The organism is Kosmotoga pacifica, assembly GCF_001027025.1.
GTDB lineage: Bacteria > Thermotogota > Thermotogae > Petrotogales > Kosmotogaceae > Kosmotoga_B > Kosmotoga_B pacifica.
The window spans coordinates 1,479,443-1,496,819 of sequence record NZ_CP011232.1; the positions used below are offsets into that span (position 1 = coordinate 1,479,443).

Annotated in this window: 15 protein-coding genes and 1 tRNA gene; 11 read left to right on the forward strand and 5 right to left on the reverse strand. The window is 42.7% G+C overall.

The genetic code is table 11. From position 1 onward, the window contains the following. The first annotated feature begins 20 nt into the window (after positions 1–20). The 5 genes from hypE (at position 21) to IX53_RS06875 (ending at position 3,326) form a co-directional block, all read left to right on the forward strand. Positions 21–998 (forward strand): hydrogenase expression/formation protein HypE, encoded by a 978-nt coding sequence (gene hypE, locus IX53_RS06855; RefSeq protein WP_047754717.1) that lies wholly within the window; start codon positions 21–23, stop codon positions 996–998. Positions 999–1,009: 11 nt separating this feature from the next. Beyond that, positions 1,010–1,351, forward strand: a complete 342-nt coding sequence (locus tag IX53_RS06860; RefSeq protein WP_047754718.1) for a hydrogenase maturation nickel metallochaperone HypA — start codon at positions 1,010–1,012, stop codon at positions 1,349–1,351. Between the two features lie 47 nt (positions 1,352–1,398). Then, positions 1,399–1,474 (forward strand) — tRNA-Pro (locus IX53_RS06865). 223 nt (positions 1,475–1,697) lie between these two features. Next, on the forward strand, positions 1,698–2,204 hold the full coding sequence (locus IX53_RS06870) for a hypothetical protein (protein WP_047754719.1): 507 nt from the start codon (positions 1,698–1,700) through the stop codon (positions 2,202–2,204). 12 nt (positions 2,205–2,216) lie between these two features. Then, on the forward strand, positions 2,217–3,326 hold the full coding sequence (locus tag IX53_RS06875) for a vWA domain-containing protein (protein ID WP_047754720.1): 1,110 nt from the start codon (positions 2,217–2,219) through the stop codon (positions 3,324–3,326). A 45-nt stretch (positions 3,327–3,371) separates the two neighbouring features. Here the strand turns inward: IX53_RS06875 and IX53_RS06880 are convergent, their stop codons facing one another. From IX53_RS06880 to IX53_RS06900, 5 genes are all read right to left on the reverse strand, one after another. Beyond that, complete coding sequence (locus IX53_RS06880; protein ID WP_047754721.1) at positions 3,372–4,478, reverse strand: hypothetical protein; 1,107 nt, start codon at positions 4,476–4,478, stop codon at positions 3,372–3,374. A gap of 184 nt (positions 4,479–4,662) precedes the next feature. Beyond that, the gene (locus tag IX53_RS06885) at positions 4,663–7,173 is read right to left on the reverse strand and encodes an alpha-amylase family glycosyl hydrolase (protein ID WP_047754722.1); all 2,511 of its coding nucleotides are present in this window, start codon (positions 7,171–7,173) and stop codon (positions 4,663–4,665) included. An 18-nt stretch (positions 7,174–7,191) separates the two neighbouring features. Further along, a complete protein-coding gene (locus tag IX53_RS06890) occupies positions 7,192–7,755 on the reverse strand; it encodes a 5' nucleotidase, NT5C type (protein WP_047754723.1) in 564 nt (187 codons plus the stop codon). Between the two features lie 227 nt (positions 7,756–7,982). Next, a complete protein-coding gene (locus IX53_RS06895) occupies positions 7,983–9,125 on the reverse strand; it encodes a CD0519/CD1768 family membrane protein (RefSeq protein WP_053001233.1) in 1,143 nt (380 codons plus the stop codon). A 128-nt stretch (positions 9,126–9,253) separates the two neighbouring features. After that, positions 9,254–10,627: a protein O-GlcNAcase gene (locus IX53_RS06900; RefSeq protein WP_047754724.1), complete on the reverse strand. Its 1,374-nt coding sequence runs from the start codon at positions 10,625–10,627 to the stop codon at positions 9,254–9,256. A 186-nt stretch (positions 10,628–10,813) separates the two neighbouring features. On the opposite strand from IX53_RS06900, the gene IX53_RS06905 reads away from it, so the two are divergent. The 6 genes from IX53_RS06905 to IX53_RS06930 are packed head-to-tail and all read left to right on the forward strand — an operon-like array spanning position 10,814 to position 17,374. Next, entirely contained in the window at positions 10,814–11,947 is a 1,134-nt protein-coding gene (locus IX53_RS06905) for an ROK family transcriptional regulator (RefSeq protein WP_047754725.1), read from the forward strand. Positions 11,948–11,985: 38 nt separating this feature from the next. After that, on the forward strand, positions 11,986–13,248 hold the full coding sequence (locus tag IX53_RS06910; protein WP_047754726.1) for an extracellular solute-binding protein: 1,263 nt from the start codon (positions 11,986–11,988) through the stop codon (positions 13,246–13,248). Positions 13,249–13,307: 59 nt separating this feature from the next. Then, complete coding sequence (locus IX53_RS06915) at positions 13,308–14,195, forward strand: carbohydrate ABC transporter permease (RefSeq protein ID WP_053001234.1); 888 nt, start codon at positions 13,308–13,310, stop codon at positions 14,193–14,195. A 20-nt stretch (positions 14,196–14,215) separates the two neighbouring features. Further along, positions 14,216–15,037, forward strand: coding sequence for a carbohydrate ABC transporter permease (locus tag IX53_RS06920; RefSeq protein WP_047754728.1), 822 nt, complete (start codon positions 14,216–14,218; stop codon positions 15,035–15,037). Positions 15,038–15,041: 4 nt separating this feature from the next. Further along, the gene (locus tag IX53_RS06925; protein ID WP_047754729.1) at positions 15,042–15,938 is read left to right on the forward strand and encodes an amidohydrolase family protein; all 897 of its coding nucleotides are present in this window, start codon (positions 15,042–15,044) and stop codon (positions 15,936–15,938) included. Then, positions 15,935–17,374 carry an argininosuccinate lyase gene (locus IX53_RS06930; RefSeq protein WP_047754730.1) on the forward strand — a complete coding sequence of 480 codons (1,440 nt, stop codon included), beginning with the start codon at positions 15,935–15,937 and terminating at the stop codon, positions 17,372–17,374. Before IX53_RS06925 ends, IX53_RS06930 begins: the two co-directional genes overlap by 4 nt. Positions 17,375–17,377 lie beyond the last annotated feature (3 nt).

Genomic DNA, 17,377 nt, shown 5'->3' on the forward strand with positions numbered 1-17,377 from the left:
GGTTAGAGTGGGGGGATAGTATGGACGGTACGATAACGATCCATCATAACAGTGGCAAGCGCCAAACAGAGCTCTTGAAGTTTATAAAAGAGCATTTGAGCAATGCAGTGATCTCAATGGAAGAGGACGGTGGGGTGATCACCCAGCCCGTAGATGTGGTTAGCACAGACAGCTTTACAATATATCCATATTTCTTTCCCGGTGGCGATATAGGGAAATTGGCGGTGACGGGCAGCGTAAACGATGTTGTAATGCTCGGTGCGGAACCCATTTTTATGACACTTTCGATAATTCTAGAGGAGGGTTTCCCCCTGGAATCCTTCGAAAGAATAGTTAGTTCCATTGATAACGAACTCAGAAACTTGGATTTGAAGATTCTCTGTGGCGACACTAAAGTCATGAACAGGGGCAGTATCGACGGGATCGTTCTCAATACCACTTGTTTCGGAAAAAGTGTTAGAAGCCCTTTGAGTGTCTCCAACATCGAGCCAGGAAACGCGGTAATACTAACGGGGCCCATTGGACTCCACGGTGCCGCAATTATGGCTATGAGGAAAGGATTTAACGTTGATTTTAAATCGGACTGTCGCGCCCTTACATCCCTTCTAGAAATTGTCAAACGCTACAATATAAAAACCATGAGGGATGCTACCCGTGGTGGAGTTGCTCAGATATTGAATGAAATAGCTGTTAGTACAGGTTGTGATATCGTTATAAACGAAGATATGCTTCTTATACAAGAAGGTGTTAAATCTGTGGCGGAAATATTGGGGGTTGACCCGCTCTATCTTGCCTGTGAAGGGACAGCAGTAATTTTTTGCGATGAACACGACAGTGATGGAGTCATGGAAACACTGAACGATATGGGTTTCTATCCTTCCTTCATTGGTTATGTGCGTGAAAAGAGTATTATTCCAAGGGTAATGTTGAAAAACCGGTTTGGCGTGGAAAGGGTTCTACCCATGCTTGTGGAAGAGCTCACACCGAGAATCTGTTAGGGGGGAGAAAGGTGCATCACGAATTATCTGTTGCCGAAAAAATAAAGCTCTACATTGAGAACAACTTTACTCCTGAAGAGCTGAAAAAGGTTAGCAAGATAACTGTAGGTATCGGGAAACTGGCAATGGTTGACAAAAACCATATAAAAGAGGCCTTTGATCTACTGAAGGAAAACACAGATTTTAAAGATGTGGAAGTCGAATTCATAACAAATGAGCTCCATTACCGATGTCGTGACTGTGGGCACGAATTCTTCTCCAGGGGTTTTGAGACCCAATGTCTAAAATGTGGTGGTCCTATAAGAGTAGTCGATGGTGATGCAATCTATATCAAAGCGGTATCGTTCAAGTAATACTCCCTCTTGAAAGAGAGCACCATCTGTGCTACAATTCGAATTGGCGGGGCGTAGCGCAGATGGAAGCGTGTCTGCATGGGGCGCAGAAGGTCGCTGGTTCAAGTCCAGTCGCCCCGACCAGAAAAACGGCGTCATAGACGCCGTTTATTTTTTATTTAGCTTCTGTTAACAAATACTTCGATTGAACACCACTTGTTAAAAGCCATCGACCAGTTAATTTCTTTGATACAGATATGGATGCTAATTTTTCTAAAGATAACAACATCACGTAATTTAAGTCTCCTCCTCCCCGCTTGCTTTCATTCGGACGACTGATATGATTTAAGCTGAGGGAGGTGTGAGTATGGTGCGATTGCTTGCCATCTTACTTGTTACTATGCTCGCTGCGACTGTTTTTTCATTGAGTGTGCATGGCTCAATTGGCAGTGAGCTTGGAGGATTGAACAGGCAATTCCTCGGATTCGGGCTTCGAATTGGTGATGGAACTATTAGAGCTGAATTAAACGGTTATATTCCTATTTCGTCGTTCTCAGACATCCCCTATCTCGATTGGCAAGCCTTTTCTGTAATGGAGATCGATCCAACCGTATTGCTGTTTTTCCAGCTGGACCAAGACCTTTCACTGTATGCTGGCGTAGGACTCATTCTGCTTGCTGATTTCAGAGATTCGCTTTTCTTACTCTATTCAGATAGGGCTTTCCATGTAAAAGTGGGTATCAACCTACTGTTACTCGATTTCATCAATGTCTTTGGAGAAGTTATGACCATCGGGGGCCTTTCAACCGGACCATTTTTAGTTGGCTGGTCCGGCGTCTTCAGCCTGCATGCCGGTGCAGGACTGGAATTTTAGGAGGTGGTCAGGATGAAAATCGTAACCAGATTGATAATCATATCTGTTGTTATACTCATACTGGCCTCTTGTGGAATCATACCCACTCTTCTGCTTCGCATACCACTGGACCCAATCGGACTCAAGGTACCTGTGGCATGGGGAGACGCCTTTGAAATTTTTGTCACAGTGGACAGGCTTCCCGTCAGTATTCCGATACTGAATCCTGTAGACACAGCGATGCCGGTGAAACTGCGAATGAGTATTCCTGGTTACTCAGGCGAATTGAATCCCGATAGCCTTCTTCTCTTTGAAGATGGAAGGGCGCAGGGATTCGTTCTTCTAAAAGAAACAGAAGTACGTATCGGAGTTGATATCGTGTTCCTCGTAGATATAACCGGAAGTATGGGCACGGAAATTCAAGGTGTAAAGGACAGTATGACTGACTTTCTGAACGACCTCGCAACAGCCGGAATAGACGTCAAAGTCGGTATAGTTCCCTATGGAGATTATGTCCCGGCAGATCCCACAACTAGCGATAATATAGGTTTTACTCCATCATATCTTGGATTGGTCAGTCCGACAGAAGCAGCTTCTTACACACAGCAGCTCGCTGCTGGTTGGGGGGCAGACGGCCCTGAGAACGCCTATGGCGCCATTATGTTTGCGTGGAATAATATGGCCTGGCGTCCCGGTTCACAGCGAATGTTTATAATGCTTACAGATGCTTTCAGTCATTATACTGGCGACCAGCCGGTTACAATTGCCTGGCCCAATGGCTATGACCCGTCCAACGATTTTAATCCGAAATATACTAAAGCCGACGTTCTTAGCGCTATATTGGGTTACGCCACATTCCACATAATTGCCTCAACAGGAGATTATTATTACACAACCGATACAGATTTCAGCCATCCTGGTGACCCGCGGGAAATCGCCGATCTTACAGGCGGTTTGATAATCTATCAGGATCCTTTAGGTGAACCTGACCTATCAAGCATCGGTATAACTGAATATATACTCTCCTCGTGGCTGGTATTCTTTGAGACACGTTCATATGATGATCCTCACAACCTCGATCTCTATATTGAACTGCCCGATACCAGTCAGGGACAGAAGCATCTTTTTGGTGTGACGTATTGATGGATTGGTAACTTTGAAAAAAGCGGGATCTTTGATCCCGCTTTTTTACAGCCTTCTTATGAGGTAATCGTATTCTTTATAGACCTCACCACCGGCACCTGCTGCATCTTGAAAGCTCCTTTTGTTGTCAAAACCTATGATACTGCCTTCGGCTTCTCTATAACCCTTTTTCATCGCATTTTTCCCAATATGGTAGTGCATGGCGAAGGAAACGCCCTTTTTCTGGAACTCGCGCGCTACATAGACTACGAAGAGCCTGAAGGACTTTATGCGATTTTTTTCTGCTAAAAACTTCAACCAGCCGAAGGGATAGAGTTTGCCATTTAATTCTTTCAGAATTTCGTTGTAGTTTGGCATAGCAGCGGAAATGCCTACAGGCTTTCCGTCATGGTAAGCCAGTGCGACAAGGTCAGGATCAGCAAAACGCTTCAACTCTTTCACTATACCGAGCATCTGTTGATAAGTAGGTGGTCTTACTCCTATCCAATCCTCAGGTATGGAAGATTCGATGACAGTAAGAATATCCGCTGTGATCTTTTTGATATTCTTAAAATCGGGTGAAACGACTTTTATTCCATATCGTCTTTTGGCGGCTTCAATGAGTTTCACATATCTTTCGGGTATCTCTTTTGTGAGGTCATACCTGAAGGCAGCATATCTCCTGAATATCTGAAAACCAGCTTTTTCCAGCAGTTTAAAGTAATAAGGCATATTGTAGTTCATGTTGATATAAGGCGGGTCATTAAAATTGTCCACTAGTACGCCTTTGAAATCATCTCCATTTGTTGGGGAATCAGGTCCAAGATACTCTAAGATGCTCCGCTCCTTGAACCAACGGTCCATTCTCCTAATAAGCAAATCGACCGCTTCATCGCTGTCGAAAGCTTCGAATAGGGTGAACCCACCGCGTTTCCCCACCTGCTCAAGGACCTTGCTGTTAAGAAAGACTCCTGCCCTCGCTACAGGTTGAGGACCATCCATCACGAGAAAGAACTCCCTGTCAACGTCAAGAAAGGGAGAACCTTTCTTTATAACGTTCTTGATCATGGAATTCAGGGGAGGTATCCATTGGGGTGTGTCTTTATAGATCAGAAATGGTAATTGAATGAACTTTTTCAACGTTTTTGAATTTCTTACGGAAACGATTTTCAAAACTTTTCACCCCTAATTTGATTATAGCAAATCGAAAGCTTTCGCCATGATCCCCGCGATTAGGAAACCTATGATCAGTGTGATTGTGACCTCGATTACCGTTAGACCGTAGAAAAGCAAGTTAACCCGTATCATTGCAATAGAAAAGCCCCTCTATGAGGGGCTCTTGTTCAAAGGTTTAGATTTATTGAATGACAAAGAATATATCGTCCATTATGTAGGGATCGGTTTTTGTACCTCCACCAAAATGGTAAGCCTTGGGTTGAGGATAGAGGTCCCTGTATTTTGCTTCTATTCCATCAAAATCCCAGGTAGTTATATAGAACTTGAAACCCTTGTAAGAATCGGGCCTTCCGAGGAGATCACCAGAAATAATCAAAGTTATTTCATTGGTCATTTTATTTGTCTTCACCTGCGGTGTAGGAGCTATTGGTGTTCCAAAGGACTGGGGGCCGCTGTCTTCCGAAGAATACGCAACTATGGACCAGCCATTGGCGAAAATGAAATAATCCCAATCAGTGCCTTCAGGCATTTCAGCGTTTAGATACGGTAAGACCTTTGCACCCTTTTTGCTTGGGTCATCGATATAAATCTGAAAAGTGACGTGATCGAATCCGTTCTGCGGGCTCCAGGAAGTAGTCAAGTCTTTGATTTTCAACGTTAGCGCAAGACTTCCACCGAGCTGTTTGAGCCTCACTCCGAGGAGATCCATCTGCCTTTTGAAAGTAATGTCTGTTGGGTACAGATATCTTCCAAAGGGACCTCTATCATCACCTTCGGGGTCAGTCATCTCTATCAGTAACACTTCAGGAATATCGATTACCACCCTATAGTCTTTTGAGTAAATATAATCCGTCCTCTTACTGCCATAAACTTTGAAAACTACAGTGTGTATCCCGGGGTCGAATTTCGATATATCCCAGTTGTACGACCATTCACCATCTACCACATCGACCGAAACACTCGAATCTAAACGATTGTCAAATATGATTTTCAGTGAGGTAGCACCGACTGCTCTCCCCTTCAACACAATGTTTCCAGTGATTTTCTGGCCATCTTTTAGTTCAGGGTATATTTCCAGCGATGAGGTCTTGTAGCTTTTCCTTTTGGGAGTTGCCACAGCCACGTAAAAAGATCTCGGATTCATTGTGATGTTGAGTTTTCCACCTTCGCCAACTGTATACTTCTTTTTTAGTATGCTGTATGTGTAGATCGGTTCAATCACTGTTCCCGGTTCGAGTCCTGTTTCAAGATTGGTTATTATCCTTCTCTCATCGGCAGTGTTGAGCATTACAAAAGCCGTTGTTTTCGAATCGCTTATTTTGAATGCGAAGATACCGGGACCGTTGGGATTGTCTTTCAGGACAGTTACTTTGCCGTATCTGAAGACTGGATAAGCTTTTCTCAATTCTGTAAGTTCCTTTATGAATTCATACAATTCAAATGTCGTATCATAGTGATCTACACCATCTGAAGCATAACCTTCTTTAAACATGGCCGCCCTTGTCTCAAAAAACCCCTGTTCAGTTCCGTAATATATTGTCGGTATTCCCGGAAGGGTGAAAAGAAAAGCCAGTGCTTGCTTCAGTGAAGCGAGCCCCGCACCCTTTAAAAATCTCTCCATATCGTGGTTGTCAACGAAAGTCACCAGCCGTTCGGGGTGTTCGTATTCTTCACGCTTTTCCAGCCTGTACCTGAGATTAGCCGTAGCTTTACCTTCTTTAAAGACACGCCGGATTTCTATATTCAAAGGGAAATCGAGCATTGCGTTCATACCATCTTCAAAGTAATTCTTTATTGCCTGTTCGCCGGTGTCGTTGAAGGGATCAGATCTTACCCAAGCTTCACCAAAGGTTATGAAGTCATTTTTTCCGATGTTTCTTGCTGTTTCATAAATTCCGTTACTACCGGATAGGAATTCCTTCCAGAACTCGTGGGGAACGTAAATTACGGTATCTATCCTGAAGCCATCCACGCCGACTTCTTTTATCCAGAAGTTGTAGGCATCTTTTAAAGCCTCGATAACGACCGGATTTTCGGTGTTGAGGTCGTCGAGACCTGACATCTGATAGTTCAATTTTTGGTGAGGGTCCGCAAAGTCGCTGATATCAGGGGTCCAATGGTAGATATTTTTATCCATATCCTCCGGATATTTGTTAAAAGAGAAGGGAGCCTGTTCAGGGGCACTCGTCGGTACACTCTCGCTGTTTAGCAAAAATTCACCGTCTATGAATTTGAAGTAGTCCCCAACATGATTTACCACGATGTCTTGAATGACATAAAGTCCTCTTTTGTGTGCTTCCTCAACGAATTTTTTGTATAGCTGGAGGTCTCCAAAATGCTCATCCACCTTTTTGAAATCTCTCGCCCAGTAACCATGATAGCCGCCGTAGTTGACCCACGGATTCCACCATTGGTTGGCGACAGGGGGGGTTATCCATATTGCTGTGACACCTAGCCCTTTTATGTAATCAAGCTTTTCGATGAGTCCTGCGAAGTCGCCACCGTTGTAATGTGCGTTATCGCTGCCGAATTCACCGTAGCCCAAATCATCGTTTGTGGTGTCACCATTGGCAAACCTGTCGATCATGACGAAATAGATTATCTGGTCCTCCCACTTTGGAGACGCAGTCTGTGAAAGGAGAGCAATGGAAACTATCAGGGTATAAAGCAGTAATATACCGATCTTTTTCATAATATCCACCCCTTCCCTTTAGATTATACTGTCGAGGAATTCTCCGAGGGTTCTGATTCTGAACCTGTGTTCTATATGCCGGTTGTAGGGCCAGTCCATTATGTAGGTGTTTATTCCGTGACTGAGGAGATTTTCAATATGATGTGGAGCGTCATCGACGGCGTATTCTATACCAAGGATCTGACAGAGTTGCCCTTTATTGGAACTGATAATCACAGCCCCGGAACGTCCGAGATGTTTTTCAAGCCACCTCTGACTTTGTGCTTGAACGCTTCTACCCTTTGTGGGAAACCGTGAAGTTATAAAATAGAACTCGTGCTTGCCTTCTTCTAGGAGACTGGAGAGCTTTTTCAGGTCTCGGGCGGAAGCATAAGGAGGCAATGTCTCGTAGAAATTTTCCATGGACTTAATTTTTTCCCATACTTTCTCTTCCATATCAAGGGTTAGTCCTGGAACACATTTCCAGAAGTCCCAGATAGTAATAGTTGTCTCAATAGGTGTACCAAACATTTCATTGGCAACCCTTAAAAATGCGATGTTGAAGTTTGTCAATACATCATCCATATCGATCATTATTTTCATGTTTGTCCCCCTCTTCCAATATTGATAAGAACCAAGAAAATCGAGGTCCGAGAGTAGCGATAACGACTACTAATGACATTTTATGTTATTGGTTGTAGGTTGTTCGTCAAGAACTTTTACAAACTCTTTCTCTGCAATAAGGCAGACATACTCCCACCGTCAGACGGGCATATCCACGGCGAAGTCGGGTTTATCCTCGCGCAGCGGGCTTATCTATTTTCCAATTTTCAATTCAATGATATCAGATTGTACAACAAATGGGCGATTATCCCAGCACTTATTCCACCGATGGTGTGGCTGAATATGGCCTTGCCAACAAGATTTCTTGAACCCAGAGAATCCATCATGGCGACGTGGGTTGAAAGGTACCCGCTCCAGCACATACCTATGGCTGTCAATACGGCGACATCGTTTGGCATGAGGGTACCATCAGCTATAAATTTTGGGACAAGAGCGAGGGCAGCTCCAGTGGATCCGAGGGAGGTCAGCGGAAAAGCAATGAGTTCCGGTGAAGTGAAACCGAACAGCACTTTCAACGCCCAGAACAATTTCTCACCGAGCCATGGAAGGACGGCGATACCTTCATAAGCAGCACCGGAATAACCTTCAGGAGAAGTTGGACCATAAGTCAGCATCATAATGAACGTGGAGATGATAAGCACTCCCGGTATTATGGAAAGACCAAGGTCGACACCATTCTTTCCTCCTTCCAGGGTTGCATCCATGAACCTTTCAAAAACACTTTTCTCGTGAAAGGAGCTTTCCTGTATTGGCAGGTTTACCTCTCCGAATCCTGTTGTGTTTCTAAAAGCTTTTTTTGTATACAAACTCATTATCCTGACTGAGATCACGCTTCCGAAAAACGCTGCAAGGTTCCCGATAAGGACAGGGATGAGAAGACTGTAACCGGCAATGGCGGATTGAGCTATCATGAAGGTAGTCAGCATGAGACCCATACCGAACGAAGTACCTAGGTTGCACATGAGGGGCAACTGGTATTGCTTGAAGCAGCGGATAAAGTTCCTATCTTTAACCAGCGTTAATATGGCCGGGTTGTCTGAAAGATACGTGGTAATTATCCCAATAGCCGCTGCCCCTGGCAAATCGTATAGTGGTTTCATTAGTGGTGAGAGAAGTTTGTTCAACAATCTAACCACACCAAACTCGGAGAGTAATCCACTGAGGGCACCAGTGAGTACAGCTACAGCCATAATGAAAAAAACCGTGTTCAGTAACAAGTCATGCGCGGTGTACATGATGGTTTTGAACATGTTGCCCAGTCCCATTTGTGAACCAAAAAGAAATAAAAAGAAGGAAAGGAACAGAAGAAGCATAATCGGTTCTAAGAACTTTTTCTTAGGACTTTCCATGAGACCACCCTTCAAGAAGATTTTATTTTTCGATTCAAGTCTATAACAACTTCAGAGACCGGGCAACGACCTTCGAGTAACAACGTAAAGTGAATGGAGGTGAAGGTTTTATAAAAGCACTCTTTTTTTCATTCCTGCTTCACTACCAGTGTGAGAAGCCCCCGAGTTCTGATGAGTACTTCGTATGCAAGGTTTCTCAAAGAATATCCACAACATAGTGTCTTCTGGTGTGACAGCTCTGTCAGCAATTGTTCAAGTCTTTCAATACTTTCCTTCAGCGAATAAAGCCCTCCGGGATCTACTGGTTCAGAATATACTGCATTTCTGTTTTTCAGGACAGCCACGATCTGTGACAAAATCTCTCCCCACTTGCGGTATTCTTCAAGCCATGGGTGAATTTCATTCAAAAGCTTTCTGGAAATCCTTCTCTCGATCTGCGAACAGTTCATTGAAAATTCAGTTGCTTTCTCCTCGAGGAAATCGATTGCCTGTGCTGGTTTGCCTGAGAAGAATAGCCTTCTGAACTCGTTCGTAATCCGTGTTGTGAGTTCGGGTTCTTCAGGGTGGAGGGGACTCATAATATTACAGCCAATGAAGTGTTTCATAGCGCTAAAGGCTTCCTTATAGAGTTCTTTGAGGGAATCTTCCCAGCAGTTAAGGGGATCGTACCGTTGAGGGTCTTTGATATATTTCGCGGCTGATAGAATAGCAACTTTAGAGGCTTCTGTAAGGCTCATGGGATTTAGCAACAACCCTGAAGCGTGTTCTAGTAGTTCTGAAGACCTGCCTGTATAGGGACCCATATGGAGTTCCGGAACCATATACGAATCATTTACGGGATAGTTATCCCAGTATAAAGGTTTGCGCCTTAAAACCCTGGCTATTTCTATGGCGTCGCTTTCAGGGATGACTTGTGAACAAACACGCGGTCCAGTCCAGAAGACATATGCCTCCTCTCTGAGCTCTGCCCCGAATTCTTTAAGGTAGAGGGTGTCATATTTGCAGCAATACTCTGTCGGGCAGACAATGAAGATCATTTCGGGTACTTCCTCTGACAGCCTTTCATAGACCATGTTTGCAAAGTGCGTCTGTGCCTTTGCCAGTGTTCCAAAATTTTCTTCATCCACCGGTTCCATTTTCTCAGGGATGTCATCGAAAAAGAGACAAAAACTTTTTACGCCAATTGCAGCGAACGCCCGGTACTTCGCTATGACTGCTTCCAGATCCTTTTTTGAAGAGTACCTGACGGAAAGTCCAGGACTAAGAGCGAAAGCCACATCCACACCGTTTTCTCTACCTGTTTCCACGAGCTCTCTAAATGCGACCATAAATTCGTCTGAATAACTTCTCCGCCACATCTTTCTGTGAAGGAGATCATCTTTTGGCGCATAGATGTAGATGTTGAATCCGTGTTTGCCGAGAAAAGTAATCATATCATTTCTATCTTTCATGCTCCAGGGCTTACCGTAAAAACCTTCAACAACACCAAAAAGTTTTTTCATCTTTTGCTCCTCCTCGTTGACTAAGATAAAAGTTGAATATTTTCAATTTACTCCAAATATCATCGTTTCAGGGGGAATAGCTAAGATTATCGCTACTTTTTTGATTTGCTCACAGTGTCAGAAAGTGCTATATTTAGTTAGTTAATTAAACTTACTAATCAAAAACATAAAACAAGGAGTTTGTCTATGGTGAGTTTATCTAAGACTGAAATAAATGTTTTGAATGTTGTTAGAACGTACGGACTGATATCGAGGGCGGAGATATCCAGGCAGATTGGACTCAGTAAACCAATTGTATCCAAAGTTGTATCGAAATTCGTAACTATGGGAGCGCTGGTTGAAAAAGAGCGTGGTTTGAGCTCGAAAAGAGGAGGGAAGAAACCAATCCTTCTCTCTTTTGTTCCAAATTTCAAGTACATTATAGCAATCGATATCGGCGGTACCAAAATGATAGCAGCACTAACTGATTTAGAAGGAAGGATTCTGGAAAAGGTTGACTTCTCCACAAAAGGTATCAAAAACGAAGAGGAACTCATTTCACTTGTTATAACTGGTGTCAACACTGTTATGAAAGTTCCAAAAGAAGAAATACTGACGATCAGCATCGGAATTCCAGGTACTGTTAGCAGAGACGACCAGATCGTTCATTTCATGCCCGCTTTCAACCTGAGGGAGGTTCATTTGGCTGAAGAAATAAATAAGCGCTCTGGTGGATTACGAGTGCGCCTGGCGAATGACGTGACGCTTAACGCTCTGGGAGAATTTTGGCAGGGTGCTGCGAAGGGCTCGAAGAATATGTTCCTTCTTTCACTGGGAACCGGAACCGGAGGGGCTTTTGTAATAAACGGAAAGGTATATGAAGGCTCTCATGGAATGGCGGGAGAAATCGGATATATGATCACAAGCTGGCCTCATGATAAAACACTTAGCGATGGTTTTGGAAGCCTTGAAGCCTGGTTTTCTGGCCACAGTTTTGAAAAAGCCATTGGTGGTCTGATAGAGAAGGAGGTAAACCTCAAGAAACTCTTCGACTCCTATGAAAGTTACCCTTTGTTCAAAAAGATTTTGACGGAAGGCTGCGAACATCTTGCGATTGCGTTGAGTAATACATTGATGCTTTTTGACCCTGATGTGATTGTGATTACTGGTGGAATTGGACACAACCAATATGAGCTATTGATGAGCTTGATGAGGCCAACAATTGAAAAAGTTGTTCCTCGGGAAATATTTGATAGAGTTACCTTTAAAAAGTCTTTATTAGGTGAGCTGGGAGTAATCCTGGGTGCGGTTTATTATGGCCAACAGGGGATTTTACTATAAATGCCCACTCCGGGCAAAAACACATAGGGGGTGTTTGTATGAAACGGTTCGTTGTGCTGCTCATTTTGCTTGCAATCATGCTTTCCAGCTTTGCTTTTGCCGCAAAGACGAAGATAACGTACTGGCAGTACTTCTACGAAACGAAGAAAAAGACTATTGACCTGTTGATCAAAGAATTCGAAAAACAGTACCCAGATATCGAAGTCGAACATGTTACTTTTCCATACGCGAACTACAATCAAAAAGTTGCCGCTTCAATCCCGGCTGGTGTCGGCCCTGATGTAATCAATCTATATTATGGCTGGATCCCGAAATATGTTACCTCCGGGTACTTGATTCCGCTTCCCGAAAGTGAATTTTCTAAAGATTATCTTCAGTCAGAATTCTTTTCCTTTGTATCTAAAGGTGTTGAGTTCGATGGAAAGTACTATGCGTTACCTATCGCTGTCAGATCACTTGCACTTTTTTGGAACAAAAAGCTATTTGAAGAAGCTGGATTGGATCCAGAAAAACCACCAACAACTTTGGAAGAGCTCGTTGATTATGCAAAAAAGCTAACTGTTTATGACAAAAAAGGCAATATTGTACAGGAAGGACTAACGTTGCAGCCCTCCGGGCAGGGACATCATTGGATCAGAGAGGTTCTGGTAAGGCAGTTCGGAGGCGTTCCTTACACTTCAGACGCCAGAATGGTGCTATATGACAAAACCGGTGCTGGTTCAGACGTCTTGAAGTTCTATACAGATTTGATTATTGTAGATAGAGTTGGATATCCTGGATTCATGAATGATGACGTTACCGCATTCAAGTCACAGAGAGCCGCGATGACGATTGACGGATCTTTCAGAATTGGGACACTTAACAAGATTAAAGGTCTTAACTGGGGCGTTACTGAGCTTCCAAGTTACCATGGGGTAAAAGCGAATTTTGCGTCTTTTTGGGCAAACGGTATTACAACCAATGCTACAAAAGATCCCAAGAAACTGGATGCGGCGATAAAATTCATAAAATTCCTCTCATCTCCTGAATCGATGAGGATCTGGTTAGAAAACGTTGGTGAACTTCCAGCCAATCCAGAGCTTGCCAAAAAATACTATGATGATCCAGTATATGGAGCTTTTCTAAAGGGTCTTGAATATGCTCACGCTACATTCTTTGTAGATGAATCAGCCCAAAGACAGGTTATGATGGACGCAGTCGACAAGGTTGTTTTGAAAGGAATATCTCCTGAAGTAGCATGGAAAGAAGCTGCTGAAGAAGAGCAAAAAATTCTTGACAAATTCTGGGGTTCTATTGAATAATGCCTTTTCAGTCCGGGGTTAGCCCCGGACTGAATTCTATCTTTTCGGGAGTGTGCAAAATGAAGTTAAGGCAAAAGAAGATTCTAACTGCTTACGCTTTTCTATCAGTACCGCTTGTATTCTTTGTCTTTGTAAGGTTCTACCCTATGATATATTCCTTCTGGTTGAGTTTTACGGACTGGGACCTGATATCTTCGGAAAAGAACTTTGTTGGGATCTTGAACTATGTAAATATTTTCAAAGATGAGGTCTTTGTTAGAGCCCTCATAAATACACTGAAATATGTGGCATTCGGTGTACCTGCTGTTATTATTATTTCTCTCTATCTTTCATTAGTTTTGAATAGAATAAAGAAATTTCAAGGTTTCTATAGATTGCTCTACGTTATGCCCTACATTACCCCTCTTGTTGCGGTGAGTTGGGTCTGGAAATGGATGTATCAACAGCCACCCATAGGCTTTCTAAACAATTTGCTTACGATGCTTGGCTTTGATTCTCAACCTTTTCTGATGAACACTTCACAGGCTCTTCCATCGATTGTGGTCACCACTGTCTGGGTTAATCTTGGATATTGCGTAATTATCTTCCTGGCGGGTTTGCAAACAATTCCTCAGGAATACATTGAAGCAGCAAAGATCGATGGAGCTAATAGAAAGCAAATCCTGTGGAGGATAACGATACCCCTTTTGAATCCCATAATTGTATTTTTAGCTGTTACTCAGAGTATCTCGTTTCTGAGAATCTTCACACAGGTTTACAACATGACTGACCAGGGATCCGGTGGACCATTGAACTCCACCAAACCTCTCGTCCTTTATATTTATCAGAAGGCTTTCATGTCTTTCGACATGGGGACCGCGGCTACGGCTACGGTTATACTCTTTGGGATAATAATGACTATAACACTCATTCAGATATTGATACTCAACAGAAATATAGAATATTAATAGGCCTTAGGAGTGATACGATGGCGAGAAGAGACAGGTCAATGACGGTTTCAGCATATATATTTCTTACAATATTTGCTCTATTGATGGTATTTCCCTTTATCTGGATGTTTTCATCTTCTTTTAAGGATGCCAGTGAAATATACGAGTTCCGTTTGATTCCCAGATACCCAACGCTGTACAACTATCAGTATATATTCAACTATTCACTTTTTCCGAGGTGGTTTTTGAACAGCCTATTGATAGCGGTAATTACCACTGTTTCTGTTCTTTTCTTTGATTCGCTGATCGGATATACGCTGGCAAAATTCGATTTTCCTGGTAGAAAGATCATTTTTATATTAATTCTCAGCACACTGATGATACCCACCGAGATGCTCGTAATACCCTGGTACATCATGGTAAGAAATCTACACTGGATGGGAACATACTGGAGCATCATGTTCCCTGGTATGATAAGCGCGTTCGGTATTTTTCTAATGAAGCAATTCATGTCAACAGTACCTAATGACCTTATTGATGCAGCGCGTATAGACGGAATGTCAGAATTCGGTATTTTCTTCAAGATCATTCTGCCACTTGTTAAACCGGCTTTGGCAACTCTCGCCATCTTCAATTTCATAGGAAACTGGAACGCTTTCTTGTGGCCCTTGATAGTGACTTCTTCGCCGAAGATGTACACGCTACCCGTTGGAGTGGCGTATTTTTCCAGCGAGAATTCTATGAGCTGGGAACTCATCATGACAGGTGCCGCTGTCTCGACCATACCGCTAATTATCTTCTTCCTGATATTCCAGAAACAGATCGTAAAGGGCATCGCAATGTCTGGGCTAAAGGGGTGATCATATGATTGCAAGAGTTATAGATTCACATGTGCATTTTCCACTTTCGGACCTCCAAAGTGTAATGGGGAAGAGAAAAGTTCATCCGTGGGTAGAGTCGGAGCGCACTAAATGGAGAAAAGCCTGGCAATTTCCTGAACCTCAAATTATTGGAGATATAGACGAGATCATTGAAAAATGGTATGAAGAAACCTTTAAACACGATCTTTCAAAAGTTGTCTTTGTCACGGCAAATGGCAACGAAAATATGTTGAAAATCGTTCGCACGCACCCTGACAAGTTTGTCGGTTATGCCCACCACGATCCTTCGAAGCCAGATGCTGCTGATGAGCTGGAGAAATACTTGAAGGCAGGATTGAGTGGATACAAAATTCTCGGCCCTAAAGTCTCTGTTCCTCTCAACGACAGAAAACTCTACCCGGTATGGGAGGTAGCACAGAGTTACAATATACCCGTCCTCATTCATTTTGGAATCATGGGTGGAGCAGGTGGTATAGCTAACCATGTCAATATCAGCCCCTTGATAATTCACGATGTTGCCAAAGAATTTCCACGCATAAACTTTATAATTCCCCATTTTGGTTGTGGGTATGTTTTCGAGACCCTCAATTTGTGCTGGGCCTGTCCAAATGTATTTATTGACACAAGCGGTTCGAATCAATGGATAAGATGGATGCCTTATGAACTATCTCTTGAGAAATTATTCAGGAAATACTATGAGACGATAGGTCCAGAACGGATAATTTTTGGGACAGATTCCAGTTGGTTTCCTAGAGGTTTTTCCAAGAGTTACTTTGATGAACAGTATAAAGCAATGGTATACATTGGTATGAGTGATGATGAGATTGATCGGGTATTATATAAAAATATTTACGAACTTCTAGAGGAAAGAGTGATATGATGAAATTTAACGATGTATATAAAAATATTGTTCTGAATGAATCATATAAAAACTGGAAAAAACACTTTCTCGATTTTTTCTTTCAAGAAAACAAAGCCCATTTGATAGCACTTCATGAAGGTGGGATTGTTGACTCAAATCTGGCCAAGGAGCTTAAGAGAGGGATAAAAAAAATAGAAACTGCTTATGATTTTCCCAACTCCCTTCCAGAAGAAACAGAAGATATCTTCTTTGTTTTTGAGAGAAAATTAGAAGAAATTATAGGAAAGGACAAAGCGGGTTTTCTGCATGCTGGTAGGAGCAGAAACGATCTTGATACAACGGTGTTCAGGATGTTTATGAGAGAAAAACTGCTTGCTTTTCTCGTTGAAGTTCAAAAGATATTGGAGGAATTAAAAAGAAAGATAGCAAAAAACCTGGAGACTGCATTTATCCTGTACACTCATGGTCAACCAGCGCAGGTCTCCACTTTTGGCCATTACCTTTCTTCATTTGCATTTGAATTGCTGGAAGATGCAGAAAAGATACTGGATAGCATAAAGATTGTGAATAGATGTCCCGCAGGTGCTGCAGCAATTACCACCAGCGGTTTCAATATAAATCGAAAACTTCTTTCTGAGCTTCTTGGCTTTGACGAACCCGTGCCCAATTCTTATCAGGCGATTTCTACCTCACACTGGATAACTTATCCCGCGACAGCTGTAAGGATCATTCTTGAAGATATCGGAAGGTTCGTTGCTGATCTATTTCACAAAGCATCAATAGAAGTAGGCATAGTGGCATTTCCCAACAACCTTGTGCAGATCAGCAGCATTATGCCACAGAAAAGAAACCCTGTAATTCTGGAACATATAAGAATATATTCCGAACTCGCTTCAGAGGAGCTGATGGGGTTATCTACTTTATTCAGAAACGTTCCCTATCAGGATGTAAACGAGGTTGCTGATACTTCTGTGGTGGCCTTTGAACAGGCTATCGAACATTCGCGGAGGGCTATCAGGCTTTTTAATGAAGTTCTAAAAAGCGTGGAGGTAAATGTGGACAGATGTAAAGAAGTGGCTACCGCTACTGGCTCAACAACGACTGAACTCGCTGATGAACTGGTTCGTACAGAAAAAATTAGCTTCCGAATAGCGCATAAAGTTGTTTCCAGATTTGTTGAATCAGGTTTTTCATATGAAGTGCTCAAAAACAGCTTTGCTTCTGAAGTCGGCAGAGAAATCAGTATCAGCCCTGAAGAGGTAGATAATATTCTATCTGAGGAACATTTTATTGAAGTTAGAAAAGTTTACGGAGGTCCTGCTTTAGAAGGCATGACCCCTATTATGGAGTTGTTTTCTCAAAAGCAGAAGAGAATCAATGATTCAATCAGTCAAATCCTCAAGCAGTTCAGAAGATACAAAGCAAATCTCGTGAAAAAATTTGAGAGTATTTAGGGT

What these genes read in the sequence shown, in the direction of transcription:
- hypE (WP_047754717.1), top strand. Translation starts at nt 21, where the DNA reads ATGGACGGTACGATAACGATCCATCATAACAGTGGCAAGCGCCAAACA.
- IX53_RS06870 (WP_047754719.1), top strand. Translation starts at nt 1,698, where the DNA reads ATGGTGCGATTGCTTGCCATCTTACTTGTTACTATGCTCGCTGCGACT.
- IX53_RS06875 (WP_047754720.1), top strand. Translation starts at nt 2,217, where the DNA reads ATGAAAATCGTAACCAGATTGATAATCATATCTGTTGTTATACTCATA.
- IX53_RS06885 (WP_047754722.1), bottom strand. Translation starts at nt 7,173, where the DNA reads ATGAAAAAGATCGGTATATTACTGCTTTATACCCTGATAGTTTCCATT.
- IX53_RS06890 (WP_047754723.1), bottom strand. Translation starts at nt 7,755, where the DNA reads ATGAAAATAATGATCGATATGGATGATGTATTGACAAACTTCAACATC.
- IX53_RS06895 (WP_053001233.1), bottom strand. Translation starts at nt 9,125, where the DNA reads ATGGAAAGTCCTAAGAAAAAGTTCTTAGAACCGATTATGCTTCTTCTG.
- IX53_RS06900 (WP_047754724.1), bottom strand. Translation starts at nt 10,627, where the DNA reads ATGAAAAAACTTTTTGGTGTTGTTGAAGGTTTTTACGGTAAGCCCTGG.
- IX53_RS06905 (WP_047754725.1), top strand. Translation starts at nt 10,814, where the DNA reads ATGGTGAGTTTATCTAAGACTGAAATAAATGTTTTGAATGTTGTTAGA.
- IX53_RS06910 (WP_047754726.1), top strand. Translation starts at nt 11,986, where the DNA reads ATGAAACGGTTCGTTGTGCTGCTCATTTTGCTTGCAATCATGCTTTCC.
- IX53_RS06915 (WP_053001234.1), top strand. Translation starts at nt 13,308, where the DNA reads ATGAAGTTAAGGCAAAAGAAGATTCTAACTGCTTACGCTTTTCTATCA.
- IX53_RS06920 (WP_047754728.1), top strand. Translation starts at nt 14,216, where the DNA reads ATGGCGAGAAGAGACAGGTCAATGACGGTTTCAGCATATATATTTCTT.
- IX53_RS06925 (WP_047754729.1), top strand. Translation starts at nt 15,042, where the DNA reads ATGATTGCAAGAGTTATAGATTCACATGTGCATTTTCCACTTTCGGAC.
- IX53_RS06930 (WP_047754730.1), top strand. Translation starts at nt 15,935, where the DNA reads ATGATGAAATTTAACGATGTATATAAAAATATTGTTCTGAATGAATCA.